This is a genomic window from Agrococcus sp. Marseille-Q4369, from assembly GCF_018308945.1.
Classification (GTDB): Bacteria; Actinomycetota; Actinomycetes; order Actinomycetales; family Microbacteriaceae; genus Agrococcus.
In genome coordinates this window covers 2,425,115-2,446,286 of record NZ_CP070501.1, presented here as the reverse complement: position 1 = coordinate 2,446,286, position 21,172 = coordinate 2,425,115, and the positions used below count along the sequence as shown (strand labels likewise).

At 73.8% G+C, this 21,172-nt stretch carries 18 protein-coding genes; 7 read left to right on the top strand and 11 right to left on the bottom strand.

Annotation, left to right across the window (positions count from 1 at the left end):
* Both JSQ78_RS12280 and JSQ78_RS12275 read left to right on the top strand, forming a co-directional pair.
* Positions 1 to 1,101, top strand: coding sequence for a glycosyltransferase (locus tag JSQ78_RS12280; protein ID WP_211447944.1), 1,101 nt, complete (start codon positions 1 to 3; stop codon positions 1,099 to 1,101).
* Complete coding sequence (locus JSQ78_RS12275; RefSeq protein WP_211447942.1) at positions 1,098 to 2,057, top strand: glycosyltransferase family 2 protein; 960 nt, start codon at positions 1,098 to 1,100, stop codon at positions 2,055 to 2,057. The genes JSQ78_RS12280 and JSQ78_RS12275 overlap by 4 nt, the downstream gene beginning before the upstream one ends.
* Positions 2,058 to 2,075: 18 nt before the next feature.
* Here JSQ78_RS12275 and JSQ78_RS12270 read toward each other — a convergent pair whose 3' ends face one another.
* From JSQ78_RS12270 to JSQ78_RS12245, 6 genes are all read right to left on the bottom strand, one after another.
* Complete coding sequence (locus JSQ78_RS12270) at positions 2,076 to 3,452, bottom strand: LCP family protein (RefSeq protein ID WP_211447940.1); 1,377 nt, start codon at positions 3,450 to 3,452, stop codon at positions 2,076 to 2,078.
* Positions 3,449 to 3,952: a 5-(carboxyamino)imidazole ribonucleotide mutase gene (gene purE / locus JSQ78_RS12265; RefSeq protein WP_211447938.1), complete on the bottom strand. Its 504-nt coding sequence runs from the start codon at positions 3,950 to 3,952 to the stop codon at positions 3,449 to 3,451. The genes JSQ78_RS12270 and purE overlap by 4 nt, the downstream gene beginning before the upstream one ends.
* A 103-nt stretch (positions 3,953 to 4,055) precedes the next feature.
* On the bottom strand, positions 4,056 to 5,177 hold the full coding sequence (locus JSQ78_RS12260; protein ID WP_249295699.1) for a 5-(carboxyamino)imidazole ribonucleotide synthase: 1,122 nt from the start codon (positions 5,175 to 5,177) through the stop codon (positions 4,056 to 4,058).
* Between the two features lie 8 nt (positions 5,178 to 5,185).
* Entirely contained in the window at positions 5,186 to 6,499 is a 1,314-nt protein-coding gene (locus JSQ78_RS12255) for a UDP-glucose dehydrogenase family protein (protein ID WP_211447934.1), read from the bottom strand.
* A 34-nt stretch (positions 6,500 to 6,533) separates the two neighbouring features.
* Complete coding sequence (locus JSQ78_RS12250; protein WP_211447932.1) at positions 6,534 to 7,016, bottom strand: PH domain-containing protein; 483 nt, start codon at positions 7,014 to 7,016, stop codon at positions 6,534 to 6,536.
* 17 nt (positions 7,017 to 7,033) lie between these two features.
* Entirely contained in the window at positions 7,034 to 7,759 is a 726-nt protein-coding gene (locus JSQ78_RS12245) for a biotin--[acetyl-CoA-carboxylase] ligase (protein ID WP_211447930.1), read from the bottom strand.
* Between the two features lie 116 nt (positions 7,760 to 7,875).
* On the opposite strand from JSQ78_RS12245, the gene JSQ78_RS12240 reads away from it, so the two are divergent.
* Together JSQ78_RS12240 and JSQ78_RS12235 are read left to right on the top strand one after the other, a co-directional pair.
* On the top strand, positions 7,876 to 9,477 hold the full coding sequence (locus tag JSQ78_RS12240; RefSeq protein WP_249295697.1) for an acyl-CoA carboxylase subunit beta: 1,602 nt from the start codon (positions 7,876 to 7,878) through the stop codon (positions 9,475 to 9,477).
* On the top strand, positions 9,474 to 9,671 hold the full coding sequence (locus JSQ78_RS12235) for an acyl-CoA carboxylase subunit epsilon (RefSeq protein WP_211447927.1): 198 nt from the start codon (positions 9,474 to 9,476) through the stop codon (positions 9,669 to 9,671). Before JSQ78_RS12240 ends, JSQ78_RS12235 begins: the two co-directional genes overlap by 4 nt.
* A 6-nt stretch (positions 9,672 to 9,677) precedes the next feature.
* On the opposite strand, the gene JSQ78_RS12230 is transcribed toward JSQ78_RS12235, so the two are convergent.
* Positions 9,678 to 11,786, bottom strand: a complete 2,109-nt coding sequence (locus JSQ78_RS12230) for an acyltransferase family protein (protein ID WP_211447925.1) — start codon at positions 11,784 to 11,786, stop codon at positions 9,678 to 9,680.
* 70 nt (positions 11,787 to 11,856) lie between these two features.
* Complete coding sequence (locus JSQ78_RS12225) at positions 11,857 to 13,896, bottom strand: acyltransferase family protein (protein ID WP_211447923.1); 2,040 nt, start codon at positions 13,894 to 13,896, stop codon at positions 11,857 to 11,859.
* A gap of 106 nt (positions 13,897 to 14,002) precedes the next feature.
* Between JSQ78_RS12225 and JSQ78_RS12220 the strand changes: the two genes are divergently transcribed.
* Both JSQ78_RS12220 and JSQ78_RS12215 read left to right on the top strand, forming a co-directional pair.
* Positions 14,003 to 14,965 carry a DNA topoisomerase IB gene (locus JSQ78_RS12220; RefSeq protein ID WP_211447921.1) on the top strand — a complete coding sequence of 321 codons (963 nt, stop codon included), beginning with the start codon at positions 14,003 to 14,005 and terminating at the stop codon, positions 14,963 to 14,965.
* Between the two features lie 52 nt (positions 14,966 to 15,017).
* Complete coding sequence (locus JSQ78_RS12215; protein WP_211447919.1) at positions 15,018 to 16,157, top strand: FAD-dependent monooxygenase; 1,140 nt, start codon at positions 15,018 to 15,020, stop codon at positions 16,155 to 16,157.
* Between the two features lie 193 nt (positions 16,158 to 16,350).
* Here the strand turns inward: JSQ78_RS12215 and JSQ78_RS12210 are convergent, their stop codons facing one another.
* From JSQ78_RS12210 to JSQ78_RS12200, 3 genes are all read right to left on the bottom strand, one after another.
* The gene (locus JSQ78_RS12210; RefSeq protein WP_211447917.1) at positions 16,351 to 17,700 is read right to left on the bottom strand and encodes an IS256 family transposase; all 1,350 of its coding nucleotides are present in this window, start codon (positions 17,698 to 17,700) and stop codon (positions 16,351 to 16,353) included.
* A gap of 494 nt (positions 17,701 to 18,194) precedes the next feature.
* Complete coding sequence (locus tag JSQ78_RS12205; protein ID WP_211447915.1) at positions 18,195 to 19,457, bottom strand: class I SAM-dependent RNA methyltransferase; 1,263 nt, start codon at positions 19,455 to 19,457, stop codon at positions 18,195 to 18,197.
* A 33-nt stretch (positions 19,458 to 19,490) separates the two neighbouring features.
* Positions 19,491 to 20,441, bottom strand: coding sequence for an L-lactate dehydrogenase (locus JSQ78_RS12200; protein ID WP_211447913.1), 951 nt, complete (start codon positions 20,439 to 20,441; stop codon positions 19,491 to 19,493).
* 94 nt (positions 20,442 to 20,535) lie between these two features.
* Here JSQ78_RS12200 and JSQ78_RS12195 point away from each other — a divergent pair, with 94 nt between their 5' ends.
* Positions 20,536 to 21,171, top strand: coding sequence for a Maf family protein (locus tag JSQ78_RS12195; RefSeq protein ID WP_211447911.1), 636 nt, complete (start codon positions 20,536 to 20,538; stop codon positions 21,169 to 21,171).
* Position 21,172: the final 1 nt, after the last annotated feature.

Genomic DNA, 21,172 nt, shown 5'->3' with positions numbered 1-21,172 from the left:
ATGACCACCAGGTTGACGGTCGTGCTCGACGAGGTCGGGGATCGCACCCCGACGATGGTCGGCCGCTACTCGACCGAGATGGCGCGCGCGCTCACCGCGACGGCGCCCACCGGCATCGAGGTCGCTGCGATCGCCGCGAAGCTGAGCGACGGTCGGGCCGCGCGCGCCGAGGCGCAGCTGCCCGGCCTCGCCGAGCTCCGCCGCACGGCGGTGCCGGCCCGCGAGCTGCGCGAGGCGTGGCTGCACTCGCTCACGACGCTCCCCGTGCGGGGCCTCGTGCATGCGACGAGCCTCATGGCGCCGCTGCGGCGCGAACCGTCGCCCGGCGATCAGGTGACGGTGACGGTGCATGGGCTGCAGCCGCTCTCGGACCGCTCGAAGCGCAAGCAGCAGTGGTTCGACCGGGCGCTGCGACGCGCGCTGCAGCTCGCCGACGGGATCGTCGTGCCATCGACCGCGATCGCCGAGGACCTCTCGCTGATGCACGAGACCGGCGACCGGGTGCGCGTCGTGCATCCCGCCCCGTCGTCCGCACTGCTGCGCGCGGCCGGGTCGGACGCCGCGCTGTCGCTGCCGGACGAGTTCGTGCTCGCCATCACGAACCCGGGCGCGCTCGGCCAGGCGCGCCGGCTGATCGAGACGATCGCGAGCCCGAGGATGCCGGATGTGCGGGTCGTCGTCGCCGGCCCGGTGCAGTGGGGCGAGTCGAGGCTCGCGGGCCTCGCGGTCGAGGCGGGCATCCCCGCCGGCCGGCTCGTGATGCTCGGCCAGCTCGACGACGCCGAGCTCGCGCTCGCCCACCGCCGGGCGCTCGCCCACCTGCACGTCGCCGAGCAGGATGCGCTCGGGCTCTCGCTCCTCGACGCCTCCGCGCTCGGCACGCCCACGGTGCACCCCGCGACCCGCTCCCTCGTCGAGATCGCGAGCGGTGCGAGCGTCGCGGTCGAGGGCGGTCCGCACGAGCTCGCCGGGGCCCTCGCCGATCTGCTCACCGACGACGCCGAGCGCGCGCGGCTCGGGCTGCTCGCGCAGGACCGCGCGAGCGCGTTCACGTGGGAGACGGCTGCCCGCCAGGTGTGGCAGCTACACGCCGAGCTGTGAGCGAGCGCGTCAGCGTCGCCCTCTGCACCCACCAGGGCGAGCGGTGGATCGAGGAGCAGCTGCGCAGCATCCTCGGCCAGTCGCGACCGGTGAGCGAGATCGTCATCGGCGACGACGCCTCGACCGACGGCACGCTCGACGTCGTGCGGCGCGTGGCGAGCGAGACCGACGTGCCCATCCGCATCCGTCGCCATGACTCGCCGCTCGGCGTCGCCGCGAACTTCGCCGACGCGATCGCGGCGACGAGCGGCGACGTCGTCGCGCTGAGCGACCAGGACGACGTGTGGCACCCCGACCGGCTCGAGCGGCTGCTGCCTCACCTCGAGGGCGTCGCGCTCGTGCACTCCGACGCGCGGCTCGTCGGCGCCGACGGCGCGCCGCTCGGCTCGACGCTCGAGGCGTCGCTCGAGATGTCGGCGTGGGAGCGCGCCGCGCTCGAGGAGGGGCGCGCGATCGATGCGCTGCTGCGGCGGAACCTCGTGACGGGCGCGACCGCGATCGTGCGGCGCGAGGCCGCGGTCGCGGCGCTCCCCGTGCCGCCCGCCTGGATCCACGACGAGTGGCTCGCCGTGTGCGCCGCGCTCGGCGACGGCGTCCGCTACGTGCCCGAGCCGACCATCGACTACCGCCAGCACGGCGGGAACGCGATCGGGGTGCAGCGGCTGAGCCTCGTCGGCAAGCTGCGCCGCGTGCTCGAGCCGGACTCCGGCAAGCACGCGCAGAAGGCCGCGCGGGCGGAGCAGCTCGCGACGGAGGCGGCGCGCCGGGGCCTCGCGAGCGGCGAGGAGCTCGAGCGGCTCGTCGAGAAGGCGCGCCACGAGCGCTCGCGAGCCGCGCTGCCCGACGCCCGGGCGCTGCGCATCCCCGGCGTGCTCCGCGGCATCGCCGCCGGCCGGTACCGGCGCTTCTCGCGCGGCGCCTACGACGTCGCGAGAGACCTGCTCGAGCGCCACTGACGCGCCGAGCCGCTGCCCCTACGGCTGCGGTGACTCCGCCGGTTCTCCCGTCGGCGGCGCGAGCGCATCGGCTTCGGCGAGCGCCGCCTGCACCATCGCGTGGATGGCGTCGTAGTCCGGGTCGCCCGTGTTGACCTGCGGTGGCACGAGCTCGAGGTTCGTGATGGGCAGCGCCCGCGTCTCGAGCGCGAGCTCGGAGAGGCCGCCGATCATCGCCTGCGGGATGTCGGTCTGCACCATGTCCTGACCTGCCGCCGAGAGCTCGGTGTACTTCGTCAGCAGCGTCTGCGGCGTGAACTCGCGGATGAGCGCCTCCTGCACCTGCCGCTGCCGCTCCATGCGCGCGTAGTCGGAGGAGCCGGCGCGGCTGCGGGCGTACCAGAGCGCGTGGTAGCCGTCCATGCGCTGCGTGCCCGGCTCGATCCACTCCTCGACGGGCCCGCCCTCGATCGCGATCGGCACGCGCTCCGTCACCTCGAGCTCGAGGCCGCCGAGTGCGTCGACGAGCTGCTCGAAGCCCGACATGTCGACGAGCACGAAGAACTGGATGGGGATGCCCGTCACGCCCTCGACCGCGTCGCGGGTCGCCTCGATGCCGGGGCTCGAGCCACGCGCCTCTGCGTCGGGGTAGAGCTCGGGGTGCGCCTCGCCGTAGGTGTAGGTGCCGTTGAGCAGGCAGTCGCTCGACGCGCAGTCGAAGCCGTCGGGCCACGGCCCCCACATGGGCGAGTCCGCCGAGAACGGCGCGTTCCGCAGGTTGCGGGGCACCCCGATCATCGTCGCCGCACCCGACGCGGCGTTCACGGTGACGACCGTCATCGAGTCGGCGCGCCGCCCCTCGCGGTCGTCGCCCGCGTCGCCACCGAGCAGCAGGAAGGTGTAGCGGCCGTCGACGGGCTCCACCGCGGGGCGCGCGAAGTCGAAGAGGTTCGTGACGAGGCCCCGGGATGCGTCGACGACGCTCGCGCCGTAGCCCGCGAGCGCCGCGGGCGCGACCGTCGCGAGCACGGCGACGGCCGCGATCGCGGCTCGCGCTCCGCCGCGCACCTTGCCGAGCCGAGCCAGGCGCAGCGTGTCGAACCCGAGCACGAGCCAGAGCACGGCGTAGGCGATGAGCAGCACCTCGACGACGAGCAGGCCGATCGAGTTGCCGACGAGCGTCAGCAGCGCCGAGCGCCAGGCGAACCACAGGATCGCGGCGAGCGCGCCGAGCGCGAGGAGCGCCATCGTCGCGCCGATCCCGATGCGGCCGAGCCGGCGGCTGCCCGCGAGCACCTGGGCGCTGCCGGGGAGCACGAAGCCCAGCAGCACGAGCCACCAGCCACGTCGCTCCATGACCTCCGGGCGACGTGCGTCGGGCTCGCGGATCGGGTTGGCTGCCTGCAGCAGCGTCATGCGCTCGCGTCCACGCGTCCGCGGAGCGCCTCGGCCTTCTCGCCGACCTGTCGCTCGAGGTCGGCGGCGAAGGCGTCGAGGCGCGCGGCGAGCGCGTCGTCGGTCGTGCCGAGGATGCGCGCGGCGAGGATGCCGGCATTCCGGGCACCGCCGATCGAGACGGTCGCGACGGGGATGCCCGCAGGCATCTGCACGATCGAGAGCAGGCTGTCGAGACCGTCGAGGCGCTCGAGCGGCACCGGCACGCCGATGACGGGCAGTCGCGTCATCGAGGCGACCATGCCGGGCAGGTGCGCCGCCCCGCCGGCGCCGGCGATGATTACGCGCACGCCGCGGTCGGCGGCGCCGCGCGCGAACTCGACCATCTTGTCGGGGGTGCGGTGCGCCGAGACGACATCGACCTCGGAGGGGACGCCGAGCTCGTCGAGCACGGCCTTCGCCGCCTCCATGACCCGCCAGTCGGAGTCCGATCCCATGATGATGCTGACCTGCGAACGCATGGGCTCCAGGGTACGCACGCTCGCCATGGACGGCCTATCGCCTCGCCGCCCCGACGCATCCGCCGCGCGCAGCGCTCCGAGTCGACGCCGAGGAGCCGACTCCTCAGTCGTCGAAGTGCGCGGCGGCCGCGCGCGCCCGGTAGGCGACCTCGTCGAGGTCGTCGCCGATCGCGGTGACGTGGCCGACCTTGCGGCCCGGCCTCGTCGCCTTCGCGTAGGAGTGCACCTTGACGTCCGGATGCGCGTGGAGCGCCGCGCGGTAGCGGTCGGTCATCGAGCCCGACGCGGGCCCCCCGATGACGTTGATCATGACGCTCGCGGGCGCGAGCAGGGCGGTCGAGCCGAGCGGCAGGTCGAGCACCGCGCGGAGGTGCTGCTCGAACTGGCTCGTGATCGAGCCGTCGATCGTCCAGTGGCCCGAGTTGTGGGGCCGCATCGCGAGCTCGTTGACGAGCACGCGCCCGTCGCTCGTCTCGAACAGCTCGACCGCGAGCACGCCCGTGACGCAGAGCCCGTCGGCGATGCCGCGCGCGATGTCGTCGACGAGCGGCTGGATGCGCTCGGCGTGCCGGGCGGGAGCGAGCACCTCGGCGCAGATGGAGTCGCGCTGCACGGTCTGCACGAGCGGCCACACGAGCGTCTCGCCCGAGGGACGGCGCGCGACGAGCTGCGCGAGCTCGCGCGAGAAGGGCACGAGCTCCTCGACGAGCAGCCGGGGGCCTCCCGCCGCCGCGCCGTCGAGCCAGTCGTCGGCCTCGGCCGCGGCGCGCACGACGCGCACGCCCTTGCCGTCGTAGCCGCCCGTCGCGGTCTTCACGACGCCGACGCCACCGTGGTCGGCGAGGAAGCGCTCGAGGTCGGCGCGGGAGTCGACGGGGGCCCAGTCGGGCTGCGGCGCGCCGAGCTCGGCCATGCGCTCGCGCATGGCGCGCTTGTCCTGCGCGAAGCGCAGCGCGTCGGGCCCGGGGTGCACGCGATGCCCCGCGTCGACGAGCGCGCGCAGCACGTCCTGCGGCACGTGCTCGTGGTCGAACGTGACGACGTCGACGCCCTCCGCGAAGGCGAGCACCGTCTCGGCGTCGCGGTAGTCGCCGACCGCGGTCGCCGCGAGCGCGGCCGACATGCCATCGGCCTCGGCGAGCACGCGCAGCTCGATGCCGAGCTCCACCGCCGCCGGGATCATCATGCGGGCCAGCTGCCCGCCGCCCACCACACCTACGCTCATGCTGGCGATCATGCTGGTTGCACCTCCGGCTTGCCGAGCCCGACGACGCGGAAGCCGGCGGCGGACCACCGGGCGGCGTCGAGCGTGTTGCGGCCGTCGACGACGACGCGCGCTTGTGTCCACCGGGCGACCTCGACGGGGTCGAGGTCCCGGAACTCACGCCACTCGGTGCCGAGCGCGAGCACGTCCGCGTCTCGCACCGCGTCGGCGACGGAGCCGACGATCTCGAGCGAGGGCAGCATGCGGCTGGCCGTCTCGCGGGCCTGCGGATCGAAGCCCACGACGGAGCGGCCCGCGCGCTGCAGCCGGCGGCAGACCTCGAGCGCCGGCGAGTCGCGCACGTCGTCGCTGTCGGGCTTGAACGCGAGCCCGAGCATCGCGACGCGGTCGCCGCCGACGGCGTCGAGCTCGCGCTCGATGAGCGCTGCCATGCGGTCGCGGCGGCGCAGGTTGATGCGGTCGACCTCGCCGAGGAACGCGAGCGTGTCGGCGTGCCCGAGCTCGCTCGCGCGAGCCTGGAACGCGCGGATGTCCTTCGGCAGGCAGCCGCCGCCGAAGCCGAGGCCCGCGTTGAGGAAGCGTCGGCCGATGCGCGCGTCGAGGCCGATCGCGTCTGCGAGCAGCGTCACGTCGGCGCCGACCGTCTCGGCGAGCTCGGCCATGGCGTTGATGAACGAGATCTTGGTGGCGAGGAACGCGTTCGCGCTCACCTTCACGAGCTCGGCCGTCGCGAAGTCGAGCACGAGCCGCTCGGTGCCGCGTTCGAGCACCGAGGCGTACACCGCGTCGAGGCGCTCGACCGCCGCGTCGTCGCCCGGCTCGACGCCGTAGACGAGCCGGTCCGGCGCGAGCGTGTCCTGGACGGCGAAGCCCTCGCGCAGGAACTCGGGATTCCAGGCGAGGCGCGCCCCCGTCGGCCGCACGACCTCGGCGAGCCGCGCCGCGGTGCCGACCGGCACGGTCGACTTGCCGACCACGAGCATGCCGGCGCCGAGGTGCGGCTCGAGCGACGCGATCGCCGCGTCGACGAAGGCGAGGTCGGCGGCGTCGGAGCCGGGCAGCTGCGGCGTGCCGACGGCGATGAAGACGACGTCGCTCCCGGCGGCCTCTGCGACGTCGGTCGTGAAGCGGAGGCGACCGGCCCCGACACCCGCGCGCAGCAGCTCGGGGAGCCCCGGCTCGAAGAACGGCGGCTCGCCGCGGCCCAGCCGCTCGACCTTCGACGCGTCGACGTCGACGCCGATCGTCTCGAAGCCGAGCGAGGCCATCGAGGCGGCGTGCACGGCGCCCAGGTAGCCGCATCCGATCACGGCGATCTGCATGGAGCTCATCGTCCTCCCTCGAGCGCGGCGCGCGTCACGCCGCGTCGACCCTGTCGGGCTCGGCGAGCCCGCGGGCGCCCAGCAGCTCCGAGAGCGTGCGCTGCACGAGCGACGCGCTCGGCACGTCGGCGAGGACGACCGCGCGGTCGCCCCCGGTCGAGAGCAGCACGTCGCCGGCGCCGAAGAGCGCCTGCAGGCCGCGCCGCCGCACGGTCACGTCGTGGACGCGCGAGAGCATCGTCTCTCGGCGCGTGCCGCCGAAGCCGCTGCGGATGATGACCCGCTCGGTCGTGAACACGAAGCCGCGCGAGAGCCACGCGAGCGTCGGCACGATCGTCAGCAGCGCCACCACGATGCCCGCGACGGTGAGCACCGCGACGTTCCAGAGCGGCCAGTCGACGCGATCGAGCAGCAGTGCCGAGAGCCCGACGCACGCCCACAGCACGAGCACAGGCACGACGAGCACGCGACCATGCGGTCGCATGCGCGCGATCACTCGCTCGTCGCCGGCTTGCACGCGACGATTCTCCCCCATCACCGCACGTGCACGACGTCGCCAGCCCGCACGTCGACGATCCCGTCACCGACATCGACCTGCAGCTCGCCGCCCGGGCCGAGGCCGACGGCTCGTCCGCGCAGCTCGCCGGACGGCAGCGCCACGCGCACGTCGCGCCCGATCGTGGCGAGCTCCGCGGCGACCGCGACGCGCAGCCGCTCGGTGCCGAGCGCCGGCAGCAGGCCGTCGAGCGAGCGCAGCACGTGGCACAGGATGGCGTCGGCGAGCACGGGCGCGGTCCCCTCCGCGCCCTCGAGGGTCAGCGAGGTCGCGTGCTCGGTCGGCAGCTCGTCGCGAGTGAGCGTGAGGTTGACGCCGAAGCCGACCGCGACGCCCGTCCGGCGCCGCTCGCACAGGATCCCCGCGACCTTCCGCCCCTCGACGAGCACGTCGTTCGGCCACTTGATCGACGCGCGATCGGCGACGAGCGTGTCGAGCGCGTCGGCGAGCGCGAGGCCCGCCGCGAGCGGCAGCCAGCCGATCTGCTCCTCGCGCAGGCGCTTCGTGCGCACGAGCACCGTCGCGGCGAGGCACTTGCCGGCGGGCGAGACCCACTCGCGGCCGAGCCGCCCGCGGCCGGCGCGCTGATCGAGCGTCGCCCACGTCGTGAGGTGCTCGGCGCGCTCGTCGACGGCGTCGAACGTCGAGCCGACCGTGCCGAGCTCGATGACGCTCGTGGCCCTCGCTGCACCGGGGAAGAGCATGCCCTCAGCCTATGCGCGTCGGCGGGCGAGGATGGAGGGGAGCGCCACCGATCTGCGGCGCATCGCTGTGGGAGTCCACAAACGCGTGGCATGCGGGCCCGTCTAGAGTGGCATCCGTGACCCACGAGACGCCGGCTTCGAACGCCCTGACGACGACCGCCTCGCGGATCGAGGACCTCCGCCGCCGCCACGGCGAGGCGGTGGTCGACAAGGAGGCGAAGGCCAAGGAGCGCCAGGGCGCGAAGGGCAAGAAGACCGCGCGGGAGCGCGTCGAGCAGTTCGTCGACCCGGGCTCGTTCGTCGAGTTCGACGCCTACGTGCGGCACCGCACGACCGCGTTCGGCATGGACGGCAACCGCCCCTACGGCGATGCGGTCGTCACCGGCATCGGCACGGTCCACGGCCGCCGGGTGGCGGTCTACTCGCAGGACTTCACGACCTTCGGCGGCTCGCTCGGCGAGGTCGCCGGCGAGAAGATCATCAAGATCCAGGACTACGCGATGAAGGTCGGCGTGCCGATCGTCGGCATGCTCGACTCGGGCGGCGCGCGCATCCAGGAGGGCGTCGTCGCCCTCGGCAAGTACGGCGAGATCTTCAAGCGCAACACCGCCGCATCCGGGGTCATCCCGCAGATCTCGATCGTGATGGGCCCTGCGGCCGGCGGCGCGGTCTACTCTCCCGCGCTCACCGACTTCGTGATCATGGTCGACAAGTCGAGCCACATGTTCGTCACCGGCCCCGACGTGATCAAGACGGTCACGGGCGAGGAGGTCGGCTTCGAGGAGCTCGGCGGCGGCCGCACCCACAACACCGTCTCGGGCGTGAGCCACTACCTGGCCGCCGACGAGGACGACGCCCTCGACTACGTGCGCGCGCTGCTCGCCTACCTCCCCGACAACAACCAGTCGGAGGTGCCCGCCTACGACCACACCGCCGAGCGGGTCGTCAACGACGCCGACCGCCGCCTCGACACGATCATCCCCGATTCGCCCAACCAGCCCTACGACGTGCTCGGGATCATCGAGACGATCATGGACGACCGCGAGTTCCTCGAGGTGCAGCCGCTCTACGCGCCCAACATCGTCATCGGCTTCGGCCGGCTCGAGGGCCGCACGATCGGCGTGATCGCGAACCAGCCGAACCAGATGGCGGGCACCCTCAACATCGAGGCGGGCGAGAAGGCGGCGCGCTTCGTGCGCTTCTGCGACTCGTTCTCGATCCCGATCCTCACCGTCGTCGACGTGCCCGGCTACCTGCCGGGCACCGACCAGGAGTGGTCGGGCGTCATCCGCCGCGGCGCGAAGCTGCTCTACGCCTACGCCGAGGCGACCGTGCCGATGGTGACGGTCATCACGCGCAAGGCCTACGGCGGCGCGTACATCGTCATGGGCTCGAAGCAGCTCGGCGCCGACGTCAACATCGCGTGGCCCTCGGCCGAGATCGCGGTGATGGGCGGCCAGGGCGCGGTCAACATCCTCTACCGCAATGAGATCAAGCAGGCGGAGGCCGACGGGCACGACGTCGCGGAGGTGCGGTCGCGGCTCGCGAGCGAGTACACCTACAACGTCGCATCGCCGTTCCTCGCCGCCGAGCGCGGCGAGCTCGACGGCATCATCGAGCCGGCCGAGACGCGCGTCATGGTCACGCGCGCCTTCCGGTCGTTGCGCACGAAGCGCGTGCACCGACCCGAGAAGAAGCACGGGAACATCCCGCTGTGAGCGACGCATCCGAGGCCGTCATGATCGTCGTCGCGGGCTCGCCGACGCCCGAGGAGCAGGCCGCCGTCGAGGCGGCACTCACCGGCATGGCGGCGGAGTGGGCCGAGACGAAGCACCGCCGCGTGCTCGACCGCGAGAGCGAATGGCAGTCGAAGTCGCGGCTCGCCGACGGCCGGCGCTGGCAGCAGGACTGACGGGGCTCAGCCGCCGGGCGCCGCGTCGGGCGCGGTCGCGTCGGCGACCGGCGCGTCGCGATCCGGCTGCTCCGCGCGCAGCCGCGGCAGCAGCGCGTCCTCGAGCAGCGCGACGCGCTGCACCGCGCCGGCGGCGCTCAAGTGGTGCGCGTCGGTCCAGGTGTAGACGCCGCCCGCGATGAGCGGACACGCGCGGCGCTCGACGTCGCAATACCAGCCGAGCGTGTCGACGAGGTCGCCGCCGCCGGCCGAGATGGTCTCGACCATGCGCTCGTGGCGCCGCAGCTCCTCGTCGCCGAGGGGCGCGATGCACGTCGCGAGGTCGTCGTCGGTCGCGACCGCGTCGAGGCACTCCTGCATGGCGGCGAACGGCGGCGCGCTGTCGAGCCACACCGAGCGCACGCCGATCGCGTCGAGCTGCCGCATGAGGTCGAGCGTGCCCTCGGCGAGGCGCCGCCCGACGTCGACGCCGAGGTGGCGGTAGCCGTCGCCGACCCACCACGCGCCGTACGTGATGACGACGAGGTCGGGCCTCCGCTCCGCGGCGAGCTCGAGCACGAGCGCGACGTGCTCCTCGCACGCGGCCGCTCCCTCGCCGAGCTCGCGCGCGACGACCGGAGCGCTCGAGAACGGGCACATCTCGCGGCCGAGCAGCTGCACGTCGGCGTGCCCAGCGAGCGCGGCGCGCACGCCGGGCGCGAGCGCGACCGCTTGCGAGTCGCCGACGAGCCACGCCTCGCGGCCGTGCGTCGCAGGCGGCGCCGGGTAGCGGCACGCGTCGAGCTCGAGCGCGTCGACCGTCGAGCACTCGTCGACGAGCCACTCGGCCGACTGGCCCGCCTCCCCCGAGACCGCGCCGCGCATCGGCGCCGTCGGCTTCGACACCGATTGCGCGACCCACTCCTGCAGCTGCGCGGGCGACTCGGGCTGCGGCGCCGCAGCCGTCTGGGCCGCGATCGCGCGCTCCTGGATGCCTGGCGCGATCGCGATGGCGACGGCCGCCGCGGTCGCGACCGCGGGCAGCAGCGGCACGAGCCGCGGCGCCGGCCGCGACTCGCGCGGGCGCGGCCGGCTCGCGAGCGCGATGAGCCTCGTCGAGCCCCACGCGAGGCCGATCGAGAGCGCGAGCACCGCGAGCCCCGGCACGAGCCCGACGCCGTCGCCCTGCGCCGGGTCGAGGGCCACGAGGCCCTTGAGCACCGGCCAGTGCCAGAGGTAGAGCCCGTACGAGATGCCGCCGAGCCACACGAGCGGCCGCCACGAGAGCGCCCGGCCGACCGGCCCCGAGCCGGCGCCGTGCCCGGCGAGCAGCACGAGCAGCGCACCGGTCACGGGCCACAGCGTCACCGCTCCCGGCTGCGCGAGGTGCTGCGGCAGCAGGCCCGCGGTGAGCACGAGCGCGATGCCGATGACGCCCATGACGGCGCGGGCGATCGGCGCGATCGGGATGCGCGTGAGCACGAGCGCCGCGAAGCCGCCGAGCGCGAGCTCCCACGACCGCGCGAGCGTGTCGTAGTAGGCGGGCACGGGATCGATCGCGATCTGCTGGTTCGCGTAGGCGAACGACGCGACGGCGGCGACGCCGAGCAGCGCGCCCGCGATCGTCCGCGCCCGTCGGGCAGCGCCGTCGCCCAGGGCGAGCGCGAGGAGCCCGACGAGCACGATGCACAGCGCCGTCCACTGACCCTGCACGCTCATCGCCCAGAAGTGCTGGAACTCCGACTTCGCGAGCCCGGCGCCGAGGTAGTCGGTCGCGGTCGACGCGAGCCGCTCGTTCATGCGGTAGGTCGCCGCCGCTGAGATGTCGTGCGCGACCCGGTTGAACAGCAGCGGGCCGGAGGCGAGTAGAGCGATCGAGCCGGCGACGACGAGCACGATGCCCGCCATCGGGAAGAGCCGCTTCGTCTGCCGCCACAGCGCCGCGATCACGCCCACCCGGCCGCTGCGCTCGATCTCGCCGATGAGGCTCGACGCGAGCAGGAAGCCGCCGATCGCGAAGAACACGTCGACCCCGCCCGAGACGTTGCCGAACCAGATGTGCGAGGTCGCCACGAGCAGCGACGCGAGCGCGCGCAGACCCTGGAGGTCGTGGCGTCGGGGGTTCGGAGTCGTCATGGCGCAGTCGGGCCGCGGCGCACGCGGCCGGTCCCGTCGCGCACGCTACGCCAGATTGCTGTGGGCCCGATCATCGCACCCGCGGCCACAGCTCGCCGGCGAGCACCGCAACGCGCTGCATGCCCGCGGCGGCGGCGAGGTGCAGGTCGTCGGTCCAGGTCGGGACGCCGTTGACGATGAGCGGGCACAGCATGCGCTCGACGTCGCAGTACCAGCCGATCGTCTCGACGACGTCGATCGAACCGGACCGCAGCACCTCGACCATCTGCCGGTGCCGCTCGAGCTGGCCCGGTTCGAGCGGCACGCTGCACAGGTCGGTCGGCTGCTCGGCCGCGTGCGCGGCGAGGCACCGCTCGATCGCGGCGAGCGAGGCGGGCGGCGGCGCGTCGAGCCACACCGTCTCGATCCCGAGTGCGTGCAGCCGCTCGGCGAGCGCGAGCGTGCCTTCGGCGAGCCGCACGCCGACGCCGTCGCTGAGGTGCTCGAACCCCGTGCCCGCCCACCACGCGCCGTAGGTGATGACGGCGAGATCCGGTCGTCGCTCCTCCGCGAGCGCCATCACGCGATCGATGTGCTCCTCGCACGCGGCCGCGTCGCGACCCTTGTGCTCCCGCACGTCGGGCGCATCCGTGAACGGGCAGCCCGCGCGACCGAGCAGCTGCAGGTCCGCCGTGCCGCGCAGCGCCGCGCGGAGCGGCTGCGCGAGGCCGACCGCGTGCGAGTCGCCGAGCAACCACACCTCGCGCTCCGCCGAATCGCCGCCGTCGTAGTGGCAGTCGTCCTCGCGCCCGACCGCGACCGTCGTGCAGCCGTCGATGACCCACTCGGACGGCTGGCCTGCCGCGCCGATCTCGCCGATGCTCAGCGCGGGCGGCGTGCTGACTGCGTCGGCGATCCAGCGCTCGAGCTCCCAAGCGCTCGCGGCGGCGGGCACGGCGGTCGACTGGTCGGCGATCACGCGCTTCTGCACCACCGGCACGACGAGCAGCGCGACGACGGCCGCTGCGGCGATCGCCGGCACGAGCAGCTGCACGGCGTCGCGCGCGAGCCGCCGGCTCGCAGCCGCGGCCTTGCGAATGAGGTGCGCAGAGCACCACGACAGGGCGATCGCGGTCACGATGACGACCGCGCCCTGCAGCACGCCGACCTGCTCCGATTGCGAGGGGTCGAGCGCGATGAGGCCCTTGAGCAGCGGCCAGTGCCAGAGGTACACGCCATATGAGATGCCGCCGAGCCAGACGAGCGGCCGCCAGCGCAGCAGGGCGGCCACCGGGCCTCCGTCGCCGCCGTGCCCGGCGAGCAGGATGAGGAGGGCTCCGGCGACGGGCCAGAGCGACACCGGCCCCGGCTGGGTCCATTCCTCGGGCAGCAGCCCGGCCGTGAGGAGCAGGCCGAGGCCGATGCCGGCGAGCAGGGCACGGACGACCGGGCCGAGCGGGATCCGTGTGAGCACGAGCGCCGCGAAGCCGCCGAGCGCGAGCTCCCACGCGCGCGCGAAGGTGTCGTAGTAGACCGGCACGGGGTCGGCCGCGAGCCGCCAGCGCGCGTACGCCCAGGACGCGACGACCGTCACGCCGAGGAACGCGGCGAGGGCCGCCTTCCCGCCGTCGCGCGCGCGACGCCCGAGCAGCAGGGCGAGCCCGCCGGCGATGGCGATGAGCAGCACCGTGAACTGGCCCTGCACGCCCATCGCCCAGAAGTGCTGGAGCGCCGACTTGTCGTGCCCCGCGTCGACGTATGCGGTGGCCGACGCGGCGAGCCGCCAGTTCTCGGTGAAGGTGGCCGCCGCGAGGATGTCGCGGATCGCGTCGACAAGCCGCATCGGACCGACGGAGAGCACCATCGCGACGCCGACGACGAGCACGACGATGCCCGCCATTGGGAGCAGCCGCTGCAGCGTGCGGCGCAGCTGGCGCGGCACGTCGATCGAGCCCGTCCGCTCGATCTCCCCCGCGAGGCTCGTCGCGAGCAAGAAGCCGCCGATGGCGAAGAACGCGTCGACGCCGCCGGAGACGTTGCCGAACCACACGTGGTAGCTCGCGACGAGCAACGAGGCGATCGCGCGGAGGCCCTGGACATCGAGACGGCGCGGCGGACTGGGGACGTGCATGGGCTCCTGAGCTTCGAGAGGGTCGCGGCGGGCGCCCTCGACCGCCCCTCCACCATATCGATCGCCGCTCAGGTTCGCCCGTCGGGCGCCCGATACGATCCCGCGCATGGCGAGGCTACGCAGGGCGAAGCCCGGCACGGATGCGGGCATCCGGCGCCGACGATCGGGGCGCGGCTGGGCGTACGTGCACGACAGCGGCCGGAGGGTCTCGGCGGAGGACCGCGAGCGCGCCGAGTCGCTCGCCGTGCCGCCGGCCTGGACGGACGTGTGGATCGCCTCCGACTCGCGAGCGCACATCCAGGCGATCGGCGTCGACGACGCGGGCCGCACGCAGTACCGCTACCACCCCGAGTGGCGCGAGCGCCGCGACCGCGTCAAGCACGAGCGCGCGCTCGACCTCGCCGAGTCGCTGCCCGCGATGCGGCGCCGGGTCACGCGCGACCTCGCCCTCGATGGGCTGCCGCGCGAACGCGTGCTCGCCGCCGCCCTCCGCATGCTCGACGCCGTCGCGATCCGCGCGGGCGGCGACACCTACGCCGAGGAGCGCGGCACGCGCGGGCTCATGACCCTGCTGTGCCGGCACGCGAAGGTCACCGGCGACGCGGTGCGGCTGCGGTTCCCGGCGAAGTCCGGCCAGCGCTTCGACGTGACGATCGACGACCCTGCGCTCGCGCGCTGCGTCGAGGAGCTGCTGACGCGCCGCTCGGGCCGCTCGCGCCTGCTCGCGTGGCGCGACGACGAGGGCGCGCACGCGCTCCGCGACGCCGACCTCAATGCGGCGGTGCGGGAGGCGACGGGCGGCGAGTTCACGGCGAAGGACTTCCGCACCCTGCACGGGACGCTCGTCGCGGCCGAGTCGCTCGCGCAAGCGCGCGACGTCGCGACGAAGACGGCGCGGAACCGCGCGGTCCGCGAGGCGATCAAGGCCGTCTCAGAAGCGCTCGGCAACACCCCGACGGTCGCGAAGTCGAGCTACATCGACCCCGAGGTCTTCGCCCGCTTCGAGCAGGGCGCGACGATGGGGCTCAAGGGCTCGCGCGAGCGCGCGCTGCTCGACCTGCTGCGCTGAACGCCCTGAGACCGCTGAGCCGGCTCACCGCCGCGGGCGATACCGTCTGCAGATGCGCGCGATCGTCTCCGGAGCCGGCGTCGCCGGGCTCGCCCTCGCGGGCCGGCTCGCGCTCGACGGCTGGAGCGTCGACGTGCTCGAGCGCGCGCCCGCGCCCCGCCGCGCCGGCTACCTCGTCGACCTCTTCGGCCTGGGCTTCGATGCCGCCGATCGCCTCGGCCTGCTGCCGGCGCTGCGCGAGCGCGCGGAGTCGTACCCCGAGGTGCGTGCGGTCGACTCGACAGGCCGCGTGCGCGCGCGGCTGCCGATCTCCGTCGTCGAGCAGGCGGCGGGCGGCCGCTACCTGACCATCCTGCGGCCGCAGATCGTCGAGGCGCTCCTCGCGGCGCTCCCCGACGGCGTGCGGATGCGCTGGGGCGCGCTGGTCGAGACGGTCCACGACGAGGGCGGCCGGGTGAGCGTGCTGCTCTCGAGCGGCGAGCGGCTCGAGGGCGATCTGCTCGTCGGCGCCGACGGGGTCGGCTCGCGCGTGCGGCAGCTCGCGTGGGGGCCGCACGAGCGCTTCGTGCGGCCGGTCGGCGACCTGATCGCGGCGGCGTGGACGGGCGACGATCCCGAGCTCGCGGCCGATCTGGGCGGCCGCGTCGCGATGCAGGTCGAGCTCGACCGGCAGCTCGTCGTCGCACCGCTCGGGATGACGGGCGTCACCGGATTCGCGGTGCTGCGCGGCGTCGCCGAGCGCGATGCGCGCGCCGCGGTCATCGGCATGGGCGTGCTCGGCCGCCGCACGGTGCGGAGCGCCACCGAGCCGTACCTCGACCGGGTCGCGCAGACCGTCGTCGAGCCGTGGGTGCGCGGCCGCGTCGTGCTGCTGGGCGATGCTGCCGGCGCCGTCTCGCTGCTCGCCGGTCAAGGGGCGTCGATGGCGATCGCAGGCGCCGAGCGGCTCGCGGAGGAGCTCGCGTTCGCGCGGCACGCGACGGACGTCGCGCGCGGGCTCGCCGCCTTCGAGCGCGAGTGGCGGCCGGTCGTCGAGCGCGAGCAGGCGCGCGGCCGACGGCTGGCCGCGGCCTTCGCCCCGCACTCGCGCATCGAGCTCGAGGCGCAGCGGGCGATGTGGCGCGCGACCGCGATCCCCGGCATCGCGCACGTCGTGGCTCGGGCGGCCGGCGGCGTCGCGAAGGGCGGCTGACTACGCGTCGTCGTGGTCGAGCGCGTACTGGCGCTGCCACGACTGGGGCCGCGGGATGCCGAGCCCGTAGAGGTAGCGGATGAGCTGCCCGTGGTGCTGCGTCTCGTGCTCGAGGAGCGCGAGCGCGCGCTGGAGCTGAGGGTGACGGCCGGGCCTGTCAAGTTGTTTGTGTAAGCGGCGCGTTCCGGGGTGGTTAGAGGTGGCGGTTGATGCGTTCGGGGTAGACGAGCGAGAGCTGCTGCAGGGCTTGCTTCCAGTTCGTGGTCACTTGTCCTTCGACGAGCCTGCCTTCGGCTTTGCGCTGCTCTGATCGCAGGCCCTTCTCCTTCGCGCGGTCTCTGGCTCGCTTGTCCTCGATGTCGCAGATCGCCAGCCAGAGCAGCTTCACGACCGCCTGGTCGTTGGGGAAGTGGCCGCGGTTCTTGGTCACCTTCCGGAGCTGGAAGTTCAGCGACTCGATCGAGTTGGTCGTGTAGATCACGCGCCGCAGCTCCGGCGGGAAGGCGAGGAAGGGCGTGAACCGCTCCCACGCGTCGCGGAACGTCTTCACCGCTGACGGGTAGCGCTTGCCGAGCTCCGACGCCTCGAGCGCGCGCAGCTCCGCCAGCGCGGCGTCCGCGTTCGCGGCCTCGTAGATGAGCTTGAGCGCGGCGGAGACGGCCTTGCGGTCCTTGTAGTTCACGAACCGGTTCGCGGCCCGGATCAGGTGCACGACGCCCGTCTGCACGGTCGCTTCCCGCCAGGTCGCCTCGACCGCCTCGGGGAAGCCGGTCAGCCCGTCGCAGCAGACGATCAGGACGTCCTTCACGCCGCGGTTGGCGAGCTCGGCGCAGACGGCCGCCCAGAACTTCGCGCCCTCGGTGTCCTGCACCCAGATGCCCAGCACGTGCTTGATGCCGTCCATGTCCACGCCCACGGCGATATGCGCGGCCTTGTTGCGCACGTGCCCGCCGTCGCGGACCTTCACGACGATCGCGTCAAGGTAGATCACCGGGTAGAGCGCCTCCAGCGGCCGCTGCTGCCAGGCGAGCACCTCGTCGCCGATCTGGTCGACGATCTTCGAGATCGTCTCGTGGCTGAGCTCCGTGCCGATCGTAGACGCCAGGTGGTGCTGGATGTCGCGCAGCGTCATCCCGCCGGCGTAGAGCGAGATGATCATGCCGTCCAGCCCGTCGAGCCGGCGCGAGCCCTTCGGCACCAACATCGGCGTGAACGTGCCGTTGCGGTCACGCGGGATCGCCAGCTCGAGATCACCGATCTCGGTCGCGACCGTCTTGACCGACGTGCCGTTGCGAGAGTTCTCGTGCAGCGACGCCTCCGCGTCGCCGCGCTCGTAGCCGACGTGCTCGGTCAGCTCCGCCTCCAGACCACGCTCGAGCGCCGCTTTCAGCATGCCGCCGATCAGGCCCTGCTCGCCCGTGAGCGCCTCACCGGCATCGATCTTCGCGAAGATCTCATCCAACGCGCCCGAGGCCTTGAGCGAGTCCGCGATCTCCTTCTGCTTCCGGCGCCGCTCCTCGCGCTCCGGGTTCGTCTTCGCCATAGTCACAGTCTGTTCTCCTTCGTAAGGGGAACACCCCGCTTACACAGACCATCTGACACGCCCTGACGGCCCTTTCGGGCCGTCACCGCGACACCAGCGCCGACGCCCGTCCCGGGCGTCGGTCGGCCCTACCGAGAGCGGAAGCCGCCGACTGAGCCTGTCGCGCATCCGTCATCTCCGCCTCGTCCAGCGGGCCGCTGAAGCCCTGCCACGACCCCGCCCGAGCGGCGCGCGGGTAGCTCTCGCGAGCGCCGAGCACGCACCACAGCTGCCCCGCGATGGTGCTCGAAGCGAGGCCGGGCAGGCGCGAGGCGAGCCCGCGGGCGAGAGCGCGTCGATGAGCTCCAGGCAGAGCAGGTTCGCGCGCTCGAAGCGGCTCGCGAGCACGTCGTCGAAGGCCATGGCGGATGCTCCTGCGCGCGGCATCGCAGAGTGTCGGCACTCTGCCGTTCCCCGGCCCGCGAATAGCAGAGTGTCGGCACTCTGCGATGGGGCTAGCGGCGGAAGGAGGCCACCGCCTCGACGTGGTGGGTGTGCGGGAACAGGTCGAACGCCTCGAGCGAGTCGACGCTCCAGCCGCGCTCCGCGAGCAGCTTCGCGTCGCGCGCGAGCGCGACCGGGTCGCACGCGACGTAGACGATCTGCGCCGGCTCGAGCGCGACGAGCTGCTCGACGACCTCGCGGCCCGCGCCCGCGCGCGGCGGGTCGAGCACGACGACACCGCGCGAGAGCCGCTCGCGCTCGGCCTTGCTCGCCCGCTTCGCGAGCTCGCGCAACCAGCGGTCGACGCGCCCGGTCTCGGCGCTCGCACCGAGCCACTCGGCGAGGTTCTCGCTCGCGTGGTCGGTCGCGACCTCGTCGGCCTCGACGCTCGTCACGCGCGTCCGCTCCCCGAGCACCTCGGCGATCGTCGCCGCGAACAGGCCGACGCCCCCGTAGAGGTCGAGCGACCAGCCCGCCGCGTCGACCGCGTCGGCGTCGATCACGCGACGCACCGCATCCGTCAGCACGCCGGGCGCCTCGCGGTGCACCTGCCAGAAGCCCGAGCGGTCGAGCTCGAACTCGCGCCCGCCGACCGTCTCGACGATCGTGTCGGTGCGGCCTCGCTCGGGCGCGCCCTCCATCGCGATGACGTCGACCTCGTCGCCGTACTGCACGTAGTCGACGGCGGTGACGCCCGGCAGGCGCTGGTCGAGCTGGGCGGAGAGGCGGATGCCCTCGGTCGCGAGCGGCAGGTCGGCCACCGGCACGACCTCGTGGCTGCGCGGCGCGAACGGGCCCTGGCGGCCGCGGTCGTCGACGTGCAGCCGCACGCGCGTGCGCCAGCCGAGGCCGCCGCGCTCGTCGTCACCGGGCGCCGCCGCGACCGGCACCTCGCGCGTCATGCCGCCCGTGCGCTCGAGCGCGTCCTCGATGACGCGCTGCTTGAGCTCGCGCTGCCGCGGGAGCGCGATGTGGCCGAACTCGGCGCCGCCCGCGCGCTCGAGCGGGGGCCGGTCGATGGATGCCTCGTCCCACACGTGCGGGACGCGGTCGGGCGACGCCGACACCACCTCGAGCGCGACCGCGGTCGCGAACGACTTCTTCACCTCGACGACCTGCGCGCGCACCGTCTCGCCCGGCATCGTGTCGGGCACGAACACGACCCGCCCGCGCTCATCGGAGTCGGTGCGGTGGCGGCCGACGAATCGGCCTCCGTGCGCGACGTTGTCGATCGTCAGCTCGACGATCCGGCCCTCTGCGATGTCCTGCGGCATGCCTCCATCCTCCCGCATCGCGGCACCGAACCCTCAGTCGAGCGAGCGCAGGGTGCTCGCGATCGCCTCGGCGCTGCGCTCGAGCGCCGCGCGCTCCGCATCCTCCATCGGCACCTCGAGCACGCGCTCGACCCCGCCGCGGCCGAGCACCGACGGCAGCGAGAGCGCGACATCGCGAAGCCCGAGCTCGCCCCGCAGCACGCTCGAGACGGGCAGCACCGCCCGCTCGTCGCGCAGGATGGCCTCGACGATGCGAGCGGTCGAGACGCCGATCGCGCTCGAGGTCGCGCCCTTGCCCTCGATGATGCGGTACGCGGCGTGCATGACCTCGTCGGCGATGCGGTCGAGCTCGGGCTTCGGGAAGCGCAGCTCGCCGCCCTCACGCCACTCGCGCACGAGCACCGGGCCGATCTTCGCGCGCGACCAGAGCGGGAACTCGCTGTCGCCGTGCTCGCCGACGATGAGCGCGTGCACGCTGCGCGGGTGCACCCCGACGAGCTCCGAGAGGCGCCAGCGCAGCCGCGACGTGTCGAGGACCGTCCCCGACGAGAGCACTCGCGCGCCGTCGAGGCCGCTCTCGCGCTGGGCGACGACGGTGAGCACGTCGCACGGGTTCGTCACGATGAGCAGGATGGCGTCGGGCGCGTGCTCGCGGATGCCCGGCACGAGCGCGCGCACGATGTCGGCGTTGCGGGCGGCGAGCGCGAGCCGCGGCTCGCCGGGCTGCTGCTTGGCGCCCGCGGTGATGACGACGACGTCGCTGCCGGCGATGACGCGGAGGTCGCTGCCGCCCTCGATGCCCTTCGCGGCGAGGAACGGCATCGCGTGGGCGAGGTCGAGCACCTCTGCCTCGACCTTCGCCGCGGCGAGATCGTGCAGCGCGACGACGTCGGCCGAGCCGCGGATGAGCGCGGCGTAGGCGATCGCGACGCCCACGCCGCCCGCGCCGATGATGGACAGCTTCGTCGGTCGGCTCTGCTCCATGGCTCGACGCTAGGGGAGCCGCCCGCTCGCGCGCCACTGCCGCAGCGCCGATCGCCCGGCGCCGAGGCTCAGCCGCCGATGCGAGGATCGTCGCGTGCAGCTCATCCTCGCCTCCGCCTCCCCCGCCCGGCTCGCGCTCTTGCGGCAAGCGGGCATCGAGCCGATCGTGCGGCCGGCCGACCTCGACGAGGAGCTGCTCATCGCTGCGCACGAGGCGGCGCACGGGCCGCTCTCGCCCGAGCGGTACGTGCTCGTGCTCGCGCGCGCGAAGGCCGAGGCGCTCCTCGATGAGGACCCGCTCGACGACTTCGACGGGCTCGTGCTCGGCGGCGACTCGTCGCTCGAGCTCGACGGCGCGATGCTCGGCAAGCCGCACACCCCCGAGCGCGCGCGGGAGCGGTGGCTCGTGCAGCGCGGCCGCTCGGCGACCCTCCACTCCGGGCACTGGCTGCTGCGCGTGCGGTTCGGCGAGGTGATCCGCTCTGCGGGCACGACGACGGCGACGAGCCTCGACTTCGCCGCCGACATCGACGAGGCCGAGATCGACGCCTACGTCGCGACGGGCGAGCCGCTCGAGGTCGCGGGCGCGTTCACGATCGACGGCCGCGGCGCCGCGTTCATCGACCGCATCGACGGCGACCCCTCGACGGTCGTCGGCATGAGCATCCCGGCGCTGCGGCGCCTCGCGCGCGAGCTCGGCGTCGCCTGGCCGGCGCTCACGGGCGGCTGAG

Excerpts from the sequence above, each read along its gene's own strand:
- JSQ78_RS12280 (WP_211447944.1), top strand. The coding sequence starts at position 1 with ATGACCACCAGGTTGACGGTCGTGCTCGACGAGGTCGGGGATCGCACC.
- JSQ78_RS12270 (WP_211447940.1), bottom strand. The coding sequence starts at position 3,452 with ATGACGCTGCTGCAGGCAGCCAACCCGATCCGCGAGCCCGACGCACGT.
- purE (WP_211447938.1), bottom strand. The coding sequence starts at position 3,952 with ATGCGTTCGCAGGTCAGCATCATCATGGGATCGGACTCCGACTGGCGG.
- JSQ78_RS12260 (WP_249295699.1), bottom strand. The coding sequence starts at position 5,177 with ATGAGCGTAGGTGTGGTGGGCGGCGGGCAGCTGGCCCGCATGATGATC.
- JSQ78_RS12255 (WP_211447934.1), bottom strand. The coding sequence starts at position 6,499 with ATGCAGATCGCCGTGATCGGATGCGGCTACCTGGGCGCCGTGCACGCC.
- JSQ78_RS12245 (WP_211447930.1), bottom strand. The coding sequence starts at position 7,759 with ATGCTCTTCCCCGGTGCAGCGAGGGCCACGAGCGTCATCGAGCTCGGC.
- JSQ78_RS12230 (WP_211447925.1), bottom strand. The coding sequence starts at position 11,786 with ATGACGACTCCGAACCCCCGACGCCACGACCTCCAGGGTCTGCGCGCG.
- JSQ78_RS12225 (WP_211447923.1), bottom strand. The coding sequence starts at position 13,896 with ATGCACGTCCCCAGTCCGCCGCGCCGTCTCGATGTCCAGGGCCTCCGC.
- JSQ78_RS12220 (WP_211447921.1), top strand. The coding sequence starts at position 14,003 with ATGGCGAGGCTACGCAGGGCGAAGCCCGGCACGGATGCGGGCATCCGG.
- JSQ78_RS12215 (WP_211447919.1), top strand. The coding sequence starts at position 15,018 with ATGCGCGCGATCGTCTCCGGAGCCGGCGTCGCCGGGCTCGCCCTCGCG.
- JSQ78_RS12210 (WP_211447917.1), bottom strand. The coding sequence starts at position 17,700 with ATGGCGAAGACGAACCCGGAGCGCGAGGAGCGGCGCCGGAAGCAGAAG.
- JSQ78_RS12205 (WP_211447915.1), bottom strand. The coding sequence starts at position 19,457 with ATGCCGCAGGACATCGCAGAGGGCCGGATCGTCGAGCTGACGATCGAC.
- JSQ78_RS12200 (WP_211447913.1), bottom strand. The coding sequence starts at position 20,441 with ATGGAGCAGAGCCGACCGACGAAGCTGTCCATCATCGGCGCGGGCGGC.